The sequence below is a fragment of the Streptomyces sp. NPDC050997 genome (assembly GCF_040660135.1).
Taxonomy (GTDB): domain Bacteria; phylum Actinomycetota; class Actinomycetes; order Streptomycetales; family Streptomycetaceae; genus Streptomyces.
In genome coordinates, this window is record NZ_JBFAGK010000029.1 from 1 (window position 1) to 11,902 (window position 11,902).

Below are 11,902 nucleotides of genomic sequence, written 5' to 3' on the forward strand. Positions count from 1 at the left end.
GGGGTGGGGGCCGGGACGGGGGTGTCCGTCCTCGGTCTGGCGCGGAATCGGTTTCTTGGTGAGTGGGCGGTGTTGACGCGCCAGACGCTGCGGGCGAACACCCCCGTCCCGTCCCCTTGGCGCCGTGGACCGGCGCGGGCTGTGGGTCTGTCTCAACGGGGGTGCTGGTGACGGAAACTGGTTATCCACAGGCATCCCGGTGGCAGGTTCTGGCCAGTAATCTCGGCGTTCATGGAGCAGAGGCATCTCGGCCGCACCGGCCTGCGTGTGTCCCGGATCGGGCTCGGCACCCTGACCTGGGGGCGGGGCACCGATGAGCATGACGCCGCGGACCTCTTGAAGACGTTCTGGGAAGCGGGCGGGAGCCTAGTCGACACGGCGGATGTGTACGGCGACGGGGAGGCCGAGTATCTGCTCGGACGTCTCATAGAAGGCCTGGTGCCGCGTCGGGACCTGGTCATCTCCACGAAGGCCGGCAGCGTGCCGGATCCCGACCGTCGGTTCGACGGGTCACGCGGGCATCTGCTCTCCGCGCTGGACGCCTCGCTGGCCCGGCTCGGCACCGACTACGTCGATGTGTGGCACATCCACGCCTTCGATCCTGACACCCCGTTGGAGGAGAGCCTCCAGGCGCTGGACCTGGCGGTCAGCAGTGGGCGGGCCCGGTATGCCGGGGTGTCGAACTTCTGTGGCTGGCAGCTCGCCAAGGCGGCGACGTGGCAGATGTCGGCGCCGGGCACCCGGACCCGGCTGGCGAGCACGCAGCTGGAGTACTCACTGCTCCAGCGCGGTGTCGAGCGTGAGGTGTTGCCGGCCGCGCTGGACCTGGGGATCGGCATGCTTCCCTCGTCGCCGCTCGGGCGCGGGGTGCTCACCGCCAAGTACCGGCACTCGACGCCGGCCGACTCACGGGGCGCCTCGGAGCATCTGGCGCCGTTCGTCGCGCCGTATCTCGACGACACGGCGACACGGATCGTGGACGCCGTGACGACGGCTGCGGACGGGCTCGCTGTGACGCCGCTCCAGGTGGCCCTCGCCTGGGTCCGGGACCGGCCCGGGGTGGCCGCGCCGATCGTGGGCGCGCGCAACGCGCAGCAGCTCACGGCGGCGTTGTCAGTGGAGGCCCTTAGTCTTCCTGACGAGATCTGCCGGGCGCTCGACGATGTGTCGGCGCCGGTGCACCGCTATCCCGATCACGACTGGAGCACGCTGTGAGCACGGAGCCCGAGCCCGAGCCCGAGCCCGCTGAGGACCTGGGGGACCTGGGGGACCTGGAGGAGACCGAGCCTGGTGCCACCGCCACCGCGCAGGAGGGCCAGGAGGGCGTCGAGGGCCAGGAGGGCGTCGAGGGCCAGGAGGGCGTCGAGGCGGAGACGCCCGACGCCGCGGACGGGGGTGCGGACGCCGGGAAGGTGTCCGAGGCCGCTGCCGAGCTTGCCGCGCAGCGGTTGGAGCGGGAGCGGATCGCGAAGCGGAAGGCCGAGAAGGCGCCGATCGCCGCCGGGATCAAGCTCAGCGGCACGGCCGCTGATCTGCTCGCGGCCGTCCGAGCCGTGGAGAGCGGCGAGAAGCCCGCGGCGGCCGTCTTCGAGGAGCCCGCGCCTCGTCGGTCCGCGCCGGAGCCTAAGCCGCAGCCTGTCTCGGTCGAGGTGGCTGCCGTCCCGGCGCCGGACGTCGTCGAGGCCGTACGGGGTGTCCTCGTCGAGGGGGGCGCGCCGGACGGGCTCGCGGGGCAGGTTGCCATGGTGCTCGGCGAGGGTGCCGGTGAGCTGCTGCGGGCGGACCCCTGGCAGTTGTTGCGGGTCGGCGGTGTGCGGCCCGAGCAGGCCGACGGGTTCGCGCGGGCGCTGCTGGGCGCCGAGTGCGGACCGGACGACGAGCGGCGTGGGCGAGCGGTCACGTTGTGGCTGCTGGAGCAGGCCGCCTTGGCGGGGCACACCGCCCTGGAGCTGCCCGCCCTTGTCGCGGCGCTCTCCCAGCGGGGCGTACCGGATCCGGACGCGGCCGTCCAGGAGACCCTCGCCGAGGGGGAGGCCCTGGCCTTCCATGACGCCCTTGAGGAGCCCGGAGCTCCCGCCCGGGGGGACGACGACGAGGACGAGGAAGAGGAGCGGCCGGTCCGTGTCCTCGTGGGGCTGGAGCGGTACGCCCTCGCGGAGGAGAGCCTCGCCGACGGTCTGGCCCGGCTGATCAACTCCGCGCCGAAGGCGGACGGTTCGGATGCGGAGTGGGAGCGGATCGCGGGCTCGGCCGGCGGGTCCGCCGGAGAGCTGATCCGCGCGGTCGCCCGCCATGGTCTCGTACTGCACACCGGCGGCGAGGCCTCGCTGGCCGAGCCCGCGGCCCTGTTGCGCGCTGCCGGGGAGCTCGGGCTGCGGGCCTGGGCCGCCGCCCACGGTCCGCTCGGGCGTGACCGTTTCGCAGCCCTGGCGGAGAGGCGGACGGAGTCGTCCGTCGACGACGGCTCCCCCGGAGTCGTCACCGTCACCGGGCTGCTGTCCGGTGCCGAGGGGCCGGGGCGGGACGCCGAGGGCACGTTCGATCTCGACCTGCTCGTCGTCCTGGACGCGCCTCAGCTGGACGTCGAGACGGCGGCCCTGCTGTCGGAGTCGCTGCCGGACGGTGCCCGGCTGGTGCTGGCCGGGGACCCCGCGGTGCTGTGGTCCGTCGGTCCCGGGCGGGTGTTCGCGGATCTGCTGGCCGCGCGGGTCTGCCCGCAGGTCGCCTCGCGGCGGCCGGATCCCGGGCCGCTGGGCGAGTTGGTGTCCGGTGTCGGGATCGGCGAGCTGAACCAGGTCGAGGCTCCGGGCAAGGAGGTCGTGATCGTGCCGGTGCGGGACGCCGGCGAGGCTGTGCACCGGACCGCGCAGCTCGTCGCCGACTCGGTGCCGCGGGCGATCGGTGTGTCCGCCGAGGACACCCAGGTGATCACGCCGGGCCACGGCGGTGCGGCCGGCACCCGCGCGCTGAACGCGGTTCTCAAGGAGCGGCTCAACCCGGGCCCCGGCCGCTTCGGCGGTTTCGACCCGGGCGACCGGATCGCCTACTCCCCCACGCCGGGGCGTACGTTGCCGGGCCACGTGGTCAAGGCCGACGCCGAAGGCCTGCATCTCTCGTGCGCCGGCGAGACAGTCGTCGTGTCGAAGGAGCGTGTGGAGCGGGATCTGCGGCACGGGTGGGCGCTGACCGCGCACCAGGCCGTGGGCGGCCGGTGGCCCGCGGTGGTCGTGGTGCTGCCCGGTGACGCGGCGCAGGCGCTCAGCCGGCCGTGGGTCTACACGGCGTTCGGGCGGGCGGAGCGGCATCTGTCCGTGGTGCACGGCGTGGAGCAGGCTCTGCCCAGGGCGGTGGCCGAGGTCCTCGCCAAACCTCGTACGACGCGGCTGCCCGTTCTCCTGGCGCCGCAGGTGCCTGTGGCCGGCTGATCGCATCATGAAGGCGGCGGCGGTTCCGGAGGTTCAGTCTCCGGGGCCGCCGCCGCCTTCGTTCAGCGTTCCGCGTCCAGGGGTTCCAGGTCCTCGTCCTCGTCCTCGTCCAGGTCCACGACGCCGTCGGGCTCGTCGTCGAAGACCGCGCTGACGTCGAAGCGGCAGACCACTCGCTGGGCGTCGGCTTGTTCGAACGGCGCCTCCAGCCACTCGCCGGGCTCGGGCGCCTCGTCGGCGGCCGTCACCCAGAGCGTGGAGTCGCCCTCCTCCAGGCCGAACTCCTTGTGCCGGGAGGCGATCTCGTCCGGTTCGAACTCGCCGAACAGCAGCCCCAGAGCGCCGTGGACCGTGCCGGATGCCCCCGCGCCGCCCGCGACCTCCCCGTCCGCCGCCTCGATCCGCTGGGCGTGCGCCAACAGCCGCTGCGGTTCCACCACGGCGTAGTCGCGGCGGATCAGCACGCTGAGGGCGTTCGGTTCCTCGGGGCCCGTGTACGGCGGGAGCGAGTCCTCCGCTCCGGGGATCTCGAAGGGTGTGACCTCGTCGTATCGGTCGTAGAGCAGTTCGTCGTACGTCTCGGCGGCCGCGGCCAGCTCGTTGAACGCTTCGTAGACGGCGGGGTCGTCCTCCCCCGACCTGCGTTCGACCGCGGCCAGGTGGCGGTCGAGCGCGGTCTTGACCGCCTCGGCGGCGGCTCGTACCTCGGCAGCGGTGGGCTGCGCAGCATCAGACATAGTGCAGACGCTATCCGTACCTGGCCCCAGCCCGCACAATAGATGCGATGCCGGAATACGAATTTGTCGACGTCTACGTACCGCGCGGGGTCTCCCGCAAGGACGCCACACGTCTGCTGACGGACCATGCCGAGTACGGCCACTGGGAGTTGGACCGCCTGAGCTTGATGCGCGACGGCAGCCGCAGGGTGCGGCTGCGGCGGAGGATCATCCGTCAGGTTCGCGCCACCTGGTGAGCTGAGGCGACGGAACGAGCGGGCCCCGCCGAGGCAGGGCCCGCTCCGTCGTACGCACCGCCGCGGAGAGATCGCGGTGCTGCCGGCCGCCGTGTGCGGCCTGTGTGCCTCTACGCGGCGGCGCGGGCCTTCCGGTAGAGCATGGCGCCCGCCAGCAGCGCCCCCGCGCCCATCGGCAGGGCAAGGCCCATCGGCAGGTCGCTGCCGGTGTGCGCGAGCTGCGCGGAGCCCGTCGGCTGGACCACGGACTGGGCTCCCGGCTGGTTGGCGTGCGCGGCGCCGACCTGCGTCAGGTCGTCCGGGGTGTTCGGGACACCGGGGCGGCTGGGCTCCACCGGGTCGCCCGGGTGACCGGGGTGTTCCGGGGTGCCGGGGCCGCCCGGGTGACCGGGGTGTTCCGGGGTGCCGGGGTGGCCCGGCTGCTCGGGACCGCCGGGAGGGGTCGTCCTGTCGCCGCCGACACCCGGAGGCGTGCTCGGGTGTCCGCCGCCGACACCCGGAGGCGTGCTCGGGTGTCCGCCGCCGACACCGCGGCCACCGTTCTCACAGTCGTTGGCCGTGGTGGCGTTGCCGATGCCGATGATGTCGACGCTGTTGCCGCAGACGTTGACCGGCGCGTCGATCGGCACCTCGACATGGTTGCCGGATCCGACGCCCGGCGAGCCGCCGGTGTGACCGCCGGCGTGCGAGCCCCCTGAGCCGCCGTGACCGCCATGACCGCCATGGCCGCCATGGCCGCCATGGCCGCCATGGCCATCGTGGCCGGAGTGACCGCCCTGGTTTCCGTACCCGCCCGAGTCGCCGTACCCGCCGGACTCGCCGTATCCGCCGCCGGTCCTGACGTCGTGGTTGACGCACTTGTTGCCCATCGCCGGGTTGAGGAGCCCGATGACGTTGACCGTGTTGCCGCAGACGTTCACCGGTGCGTGCACCGGCGCCTGCACCGAGTTGCCTGAGAGCACGCCGGGCGAGTCGGCGCTCGATCCGCTGGCGCCCGAGCCGGCGTGCGCGGCGCCGCCGGTGGCGGCGAGCACGCCGGTCGCGGCGGCCACGGTCATCAGGCCCTTGCGGGTGACCTGTCGCATTGCTGAAATCCCTGCCTTCGAACTTGTCCCGAATTTCGACGTTCAGAAAGAACCGTAAGAACGTGAAATGCTGTTCCGAAAAGGCCTGTCGACCCCGGAGCGCATGGCGTGCGCTCCGGGGCCGACGGGCTCAGACCCTCACAGGGCGAGGCACAACGTCACTTGTTGACGCAGGTGTTACCGAAGGCAGGGTTCAGCAGCCCGATCACGGAGACCGTGTTGCCGCAGGCGTTCACCGGGACGTGAACCGGAACCTGAACCACGTTGCCCGACAGGACACCCGGGGAGTGCACGGCGGCACCCTGGGCACCAGAATCGGCGACGGCCATGCCCGCACCCGCGAGAACCAGACCGCCAGTGGCAGCCGCAGCAGCGACGACCTTCTTGATCATCATTCCTCCTTGTTGGCAATGCGATCCCAAGTAGTTGATCGCATCACCTGTAACGAGGAGGGAGTAATGGAGCTACGAGCTTATCGTCGCATTCACTCTTCTCAGTCGATTCCGTACGAGCGCGCGAATACTGAAGTTTCGTTTCAGTGGACGAATTCAGGACGCGTCGAGGAACCGGTCGAGCACCCGCACGCCGAACTTGAGCCCCTCCACCGGGACGCGCTCGTCGACTCCGTGGAACATGCCCGCGAAGTCCAGCTCCGGCGGCAGCTTGAGCGGTGCGAAGCCGAAGCCCCGGATGCCCAGGTCGTCGAAGGACTTGGCGTCCGTCCCGCCGGAGAGCATGTAGGGAATGGCCTGCGCGGTCGGGTCCTCGGCGAGCAGTGAGGACTGCATCGCCTCCACCAGCGCCCCGTCGAAGGTGGTCTCCAGGGCCTTGTCGGAGTGCACGTCCTCGCGTCGCACCTTCGGACCGAGGATGCGGTCGAGGTCGGCGAGGAACTCCTCCTCGTGCCCCGGCAGGAAGCGCCCGTCGACGTGCGCGGTGGCTTCGCCCGGGATGACGTTGACCTTGTAGCCGGCGCCCAGCTGGGTGGGGTTGGCCGTGTTCCTGAGGGTCGCGCCGATGAGCTTGGCGATGCCGCCGAGCCGGGCGAGGGTCGACTCCATGTCCTCCGGGTCGAGCGGGGTGCCGAGCGCGTCACCGAGTTCGTCGAGGAAGGCCCGGGTGGTCTTGGTGACCCGCACCGGGAACGTGTGCCGGCCGAGCCGGGCGACCGCCTCCGACAGTTCGGTGATGGCGTTGTCCCGGTGGATCATCGACCCGTGCCCGGCGGTGCCGGCCACGGTCAGCTTCATCCAGTGCATGCCCTTCTCGGCCGTCTGGATCAGATAGAGCCGCCGCTGCTCGCTCACGGTGAACGAGAACCCGCCGACCTCGCTGATCGCCTCGGTGACGCCCTCGAAGAGAGCGGGGTGGTTCTTGACGAGGTGCTTGGCGCCGTACGTGCCGCCCGCCTCCTCGTCGGCGAGGAACGCGAGGACGATGTCGCGCGGGGGCCTGCGCCCGCTGCGCAGCCGGTCGCGGACGACCGCCAGGGTCATCGCGTCCATGTCCTTCATGTCGACCGCGCCGCGCCCCCACACGCACCCGTCCGCGATCTCGCCGGAGAAGGGGTGGTGGGTCCAGTCGGCGGCGTTGGCCGGTACGACGTCGGTGTGGCCGTGGATGAGCAGCGCGGGCCGGGACGGGTCCTCGCCCTCGATCCGGGCCACCGTGGAGGCGCGCCCCGGGTGTGACTCGAAGATCTGCGGTTCGAGCCCCACCTCGGCGAGCTTCTCGGCGACGTACTCGGCCGCCTTGCGCTCGCCCGGTCCCGAGTGGTCGCCGTAGTTGCTGGTGTCGATCTGGATCAGCTCGCGGCAGAGGTCCACGACCTCGTCCTCGCCGGTGACGCTCCTGGCCGTGTCCGTCTCGCTCACGCTGCTTCCTCCCGCACTGTCGCCGCTGGTGGTCCCTGTCATCCTGCCCCTCCCCCGGCCACACCCCAAGACCGGACCCGGTCCGTCACACCCCGTTCACGCACGGAGAGGCGCGGTCCGGAGGGCTGGGGGGTGATCAGGGGCCTGTCGAAAGCCTGGTAATGTTTCCTGTGTCGCCGCGGGGTCGCTCCCGCACGCGACAGGCACCTTGTCCGGGTGGCGGAATGGCAGACGCGCTAGCTTGAGGTGCTAGTGCCCTTTATCGGGCGTGGGGGTTCAAGTCCCCCCTCGGACACTGACGAGTGAAACTGACGAAGACCCCTGTTGACCAGGGGTCTTCTGCTTTTCCGGGGTTCCGGCCCTGGTCCACGGCACGCCTGGAAGTCCGGCTGACCGGCCCGGCGGTGGCGGCCCCGCTGTGCCGACGGGCCGCAGTGGTGTGTGGGATCTCTCGTTCCGTGTACGAACGTGCTGGTCAACGCCCGTTTACCGGGTTGTCGGTCCCCTCGAACGGCCGTCCCGAGTGGCCGTTCGAGGGGGGCGAACCTAGCTTCGTACTAAAATTTCCGGCTTGTTACGTGAGCTGGACCGGACAACCCCAGGCAGACCTGCGGACCCGCCGGCACCCCGGGCTTCCGGGAACGAGACGCGAGGACCCGATGGCAGCCACACACGAGAGCAGCGCTCTCGGTCTGCTCGACGAAGAGATCCGCGAACGGTTCGGCGATACGGCACGTTTCTCCGGGGGTCCGGCAACCTCTCCGCGCACGCTTGTGGACGTCTTCGACGCCTCCGTACGGTCGTATCCGAACGAACTCGCCCTGGACGACGGCACGACGCAGCTCACCTACCGCGCGCTGGCCGTGGAGGTGGAGAGACTGCGGCGGCGGCTCGCGCACGCCGGGGTGGGCCTCGGTGACCGCGTGGGGGTGCGGGTGCCGTCCGGGACCAATGACCTGTACGTGGCGATCCTCGCGGTGCTGGCCGCGGGCGCCGCCTATGTGCCCGTGGATGCCGAGGACCCGGACGAGCGGGCCGAGTTGGTGTTCGGGGAGGCGGCGGTGCGGGCCGTCGTCGGAGGTGGGCACGAGCTGACCGTCCATGGTCGGTCCGAGACGCCCGCCGCGCGTCCCGGCGTCGAGCAGGACGCCTGGATCATCTTCACCTCCGGGTCCACCGGGAAGCCCAAGGGTGTCGCCGTCAGCCACCGCAGCGCCGCCGCCTTTGTGGACGCCGAGGCCGCGCTGTTCCTCACCGAGGACCCGATCGGGCCCGGGGACCGGGTCATGGCGGGGCTGTCGGTCGCGTTCGACGCGTCCTGCGAGGAGATGTGGCTGGCGTGGCGGTACGGGGCCTGTCTGGTGCCGGTGCCGCGTGCCCAGGTCAGGAGCGGTGCCGATCTCGGGCCCTGGCTGGTCGAGCAGGAGATCACCGTCGTGTCGACGGTGCCGACGCTGGCCGCGCTGTGGGAGCCCGAGACCCTCAACGACGTACGGCTGCTGATCTTCGGTGGTGAGGCGTGCCCGCCCGAGCTGACGCAGCGGCTGGTGACGGAGGGGCGCGAGGTGTGGAACACCTACGGGCCCACCGAGGCGACCGTCGTGGCCTGTGCCTCGCTGCTGAGCGGCGAGGAGCCGATCCGGATCGGGCTGCCGCTGGACGGCTGGGAGCTGGCGGTCGTCGACGACGCCGGGGAGCCGGTGCCGATGGGCTCCAGCGGTCAGCTGGTGATCGGCGGGGTCGGTCTCGCCCGATACCTCGACGCCGAGAAGGACGCGGAGAAGTACGCGCCGCTGGAGTCCCTGGGCTGGGAGCGGGCGTACCGCAGCGGTGACCTCGTCAAGGCGGAGCCGGAGGGGCTGGTGTTCCTCGGGCGGGCCGACGAGCAGATCAAGCTCGGCGGGCGGCGCATCGAGCTCGGTGAGGTGGACGCGGCGCTGCAGGCGCTGCCCGGTGTCGCCGGGGCCGCCGCCGCCGTACGGACCGCTCGCAGCGGCAACCAGCTCCTCGTCGGGTATGTCGTCACCCAGGACGGCTGGGACCACACGGCGGCCGTCGAGAAGCTGCGCGCCGAACTGCCCGCGGCCCTCGTGCCGCTGCTCGCGCCGGTCGACGAGCTGCCGACCCGCACCAGCGGCAAGGTCGACCGGGGCGCCCTGCCCTGGCCGCTCGAGGAGTTGGAGGGCAACGGCCCCGTCGAGCAGCTCTACGGCACCGAGGCCTGGCTGGCCGAGCAGTGGAGCGAGGCGCTCGGCGTCACCGTGACAAGCGCGCGGGACGACTTCTTCGCCATCGGCGGCGGCAGTCTCGCCGCCGCCCAGCTGACGACCCGGCTGCGCACCCGCTACCCGAGCGCCGCCGTCCTCGACATCTACCAGCAGCCGGTGCTGCGGAAGCTGGCCCGGCACCTGGAGGAGTCGGCGCAGGACGACGGTGCCGTGCGGGTGGTCGCTCCGGTTCCGGTGCGTGCCCAGGTGGTCCAACTCCTCCTGCTGCTCCCCCTGTTCACCGTGCTCGGGCTGCGCTGGACCGTCGTGCTGACCGCACTGGGGAACCTGCTGCCCGGGTACTCCTGGCTGCCGACCGCCCCTTGGTGGCTCGTCGGCGGCGGGGCGCTGCTCTTCTTCAGCCCGCCGGGGCGGCTCGCGATCGCCGCGGGCGGGGCACGGCTGCTCCTCAAGGGGGTCCGGCCGGGGCGGTACGCGCGCGGTGGCAGCGTGCACCTGCGGTTGTGGGCCGCCGAACGGCTGGCCGAGTTCAGCGGGGCGACCTCGCTGACCGGGTCGTGGCTGGAGCGGTACGCGCGGGCGCTGGGCGCCAAGGTCGGACCGGACGTGGACCTGCACTCGCTGCCGCCGGTCACCGGCATGCTCAAGCTGGGCCGGGGCGCGGCCGTGGAGTCCGAGGTGGACCTGTCCGGCTGGTGGCTGGACGGCGACCGGCTGGAGATCGGCCCGGTCAAGGTGGGCGCGCATGCCGTCGTCGGCACCCGCGGCATCCTCTTCCCGGGGGCCCGGGTCGGCAAGCGGGCCGAGGTGGCGCCGGGTTCCGCGGTCACCGGTCAGGTTCCGACCGGGCAGCGGTGGGCGGGCGCCCCCGCGGTCAAGCTCGGCAAGGCCAAGCGGAACTGGCCCAAGGAGCGGCCGGCGCGGGGCACGTACTGGCGCGTGATGTACGGCCTGTCGGGCCTCGCGCTGAGTGCGCTGCCGGTGCTGGCGGGCGCCGCCGCGCTCCTGGTGGGCCACTGGTTCGTCACGCCGGAGCTGACGGCCTCGGGTGTCGCGCTCGGTCTCGTACCGGCGACCCTCGCCTTCGGGCTGACGTACGCGCTGCTGCTCCTGGTCGGCGTACGGCTGCTCAGCCTGGGCCTGCGCGAGGGCACGCACCCCACGCACAGCAGGATCGGCTGGCAGGCGTGGACGGTCACGCAGCTGATGGACCGCTCCCGCGAGACGCTGTTCCCGCTGTACGCCGGGCTGGCCACGCCGGTGTGGCTGCGGCTGCTGGGGATGCGGATCGGGCGGGGCGCCGAGGTGTCGACCGTGTTGGCGCTGCCCAGCCTGACGACGGTCGGTGAGGGCGCGTTCCTGGCCGACGACACGCTGACCGCGCCGTACGAGCTCGGTGGCGGCTGGATGCGGATCGGGCGGGCGGAGATCGGACGGCGGGCCTTCCTCGGGAACTCGGGGATGACCGCGCCGGGACGGTCCGTGCCGGACGGCGGTCTGGTCGGGGTGCTGTCGGCCACGCCGAAGAAGGCGAAGAAGGGCAGCTCGTATCTGGGGCTGCCGCCGATGAAGCTGCCGCGTGCGGCGACCGGTGGTGACCAGAGCCGGACGTACGACCCGCCGGCCCGGCTGCTGTGGGCGCGTGGGCTGGTGGAGCTGTGCCGGCTCGTGCCGGTGTTCTGCTCGGCGGCGCTGGCCGTGCTGACGGTGGCCGCGCTGTGCGCGCTCGGGTCCGCCGGTGCGCTGGGCGCGTGGGCGCCGCCGCTGTCGGGGCTGGTGCTGCTCGGGGCGGGGTTCGTGGCGGGCCTGGTGTCCGTCATCGCCAAGTGGGTGCTCGTGGGGCGCCACCGCAGCGGGGAGCATCCGCTGTGGAGCGGGTTCGTGTGGCGCAACGAGTTGGCGGACACCTTCGTGGAGGTGCTGGCGGTGCCGTGGCTGGCGGGTTCCGTGACCGGTACGCCGGTGCTGACGGCGTGGCTGCGCGGGCTCGGGGCGCGGATCGGCCGGGGTGTGTGGGTGGAGAGCTACTGGCTGCCCGAGACCGACCTGGTGACGCTGGAGGACGCGGTGACCGTGAACCGGGGCTGTGTGCTGCAGACACACCTCTTCCACGACCGGATCTTGCGGACGGATACTGTGGTCCTCCGTGAGGGCGCGACGTTGGGTCCTGGCGGAATCGTCCTGCCCGGCAGCACGATCGGCGCCCGTACGACACTGGGGCCGGCGTCACTGGTGATGGCGGCGGAGTCCGTGCCCGACGACACCCGCTGGCTGGGCAACCCGATCGAGTCATGGCGCTCCTGAGCGCGGCTCGGCC

At 72.1% G+C, this 11,902-nt stretch carries 8 protein-coding genes and 1 tRNA gene; 5 read left to right on the forward strand and 4 right to left on the reverse strand.

Annotation, left to right across the window (positions count from 1 at the left end; translation table 11 throughout):
- The first annotated feature begins 231 nt into the window (after positions 1–231).
- Both AB0H86_RS39620 and AB0H86_RS39625 read left to right on the forward strand, forming a co-directional pair.
- Entirely contained in the window at positions 232–1,215 is a 984-nt protein-coding gene (locus AB0H86_RS39620; RefSeq protein ID WP_362450228.1) for an aldo/keto reductase, read from the forward strand.
- Positions 1,212–3,425 carry an ATP-dependent RecD-like DNA helicase gene (locus AB0H86_RS39625; RefSeq protein ID WP_362450230.1) on the forward strand — a complete coding sequence of 738 codons (2,214 nt, stop codon included), beginning with the start codon at positions 1,212–1,214 and terminating at the stop codon, positions 3,423–3,425. Before AB0H86_RS39620 ends, AB0H86_RS39625 begins: the two co-directional genes overlap by 4 nt.
- Before the next feature lie 62 nt (positions 3,426–3,487).
- Here the strand turns inward: AB0H86_RS39625 and AB0H86_RS39630 are convergent, their stop codons facing one another.
- The gene (locus AB0H86_RS39630) at positions 3,488–4,162 is read right to left on the reverse strand and encodes a hypothetical protein (protein ID WP_362450232.1); all 675 of its coding nucleotides are present in this window, start codon (positions 4,160–4,162) and stop codon (positions 3,488–3,490) included.
- 47 nt (positions 4,163–4,209) lie between these two features.
- On the opposite strand from AB0H86_RS39630, the gene AB0H86_RS39635 reads away from it, so the two are divergent.
- On the forward strand, positions 4,210–4,398 hold the full coding sequence (locus AB0H86_RS39635; protein WP_007380901.1) for a DUF5703 family protein: 189 nt from the start codon (positions 4,210–4,212) through the stop codon (positions 4,396–4,398).
- A 110-nt stretch (positions 4,399–4,508) separates the two neighbouring features.
- Here AB0H86_RS39635 and AB0H86_RS39640 read toward each other — a convergent pair whose 3' ends face one another.
- The 3 genes from AB0H86_RS39640 to AB0H86_RS39650 all read right to left on the reverse strand — a co-directional run bounded on the left by AB0H86_RS39640 (position 4,509) and on the right by AB0H86_RS39650 (position 7,357).
- Positions 4,509–5,483, reverse strand: a complete 975-nt coding sequence (locus tag AB0H86_RS39640) for a chaplin (protein ID WP_362450235.1) — start codon at positions 5,481–5,483, stop codon at positions 4,509–4,511.
- A 158-nt stretch (positions 5,484–5,641) separates the two neighbouring features.
- Entirely contained in the window at positions 5,642–5,875 is a 234-nt protein-coding gene (gene chpH / locus AB0H86_RS39645) for a chaplin ChpH (RefSeq protein WP_362450435.1), read from the reverse strand.
- 156 nt (positions 5,876–6,031) lie between these two features.
- Positions 6,032–7,357, reverse strand: a complete 1,326-nt coding sequence (locus AB0H86_RS39650) for a M20/M25/M40 family metallo-hydrolase (protein ID WP_362450238.1) — start codon at positions 7,355–7,357, stop codon at positions 6,032–6,034.
- Between the two features lie 210 nt (positions 7,358–7,567).
- Here AB0H86_RS39650 and AB0H86_RS39655 point away from each other — a divergent pair.
- Positions 7,568–7,652 (forward strand) — tRNA-Leu (locus AB0H86_RS39655).
- 364 nt (positions 7,653–8,016) lie between these two features.
- Entirely contained in the window at positions 8,017–11,889 is a 3,873-nt protein-coding gene (locus tag AB0H86_RS39660) for a Pls/PosA family non-ribosomal peptide synthetase (protein ID WP_362450240.1), read from the forward strand.
- The last annotated feature ends 13 nt before the right edge of the window (positions 11,890–11,902 follow it).

Excerpts from the sequence above, each read along its gene's own strand:
- AB0H86_RS39640 (WP_362450235.1), bottom strand. The coding sequence starts at position 5,483 with ATGCGACAGGTCACCCGCAAGGGCCTGATGACCGTGGCCGCCGCGACC.
- AB0H86_RS39630 (WP_362450232.1), bottom strand. The coding sequence starts at position 4,162 with ATGTCTGATGCTGCGCAGCCCACCGCTGCCGAGGTACGAGCCGCCGCC.
- AB0H86_RS39635 (WP_007380901.1), top strand. The coding sequence starts at position 4,210 with ATGCCGGAATACGAATTTGTCGACGTCTACGTACCGCGCGGGGTCTCC.
- chpH (WP_362450435.1), bottom strand. The coding sequence starts at position 5,875 with ATGATCAAGAAGGTCGTCGCTGCTGCGGCTGCCACTGGCGGTCTGGTT.
- AB0H86_RS39620 (WP_362450228.1), top strand. The coding sequence starts at position 232 with ATGGAGCAGAGGCATCTCGGCCGCACCGGCCTGCGTGTGTCCCGGATC.
- AB0H86_RS39660 (WP_362450240.1), top strand. The coding sequence starts at position 8,017 with ATGGCAGCCACACACGAGAGCAGCGCTCTCGGTCTGCTCGACGAAGAG.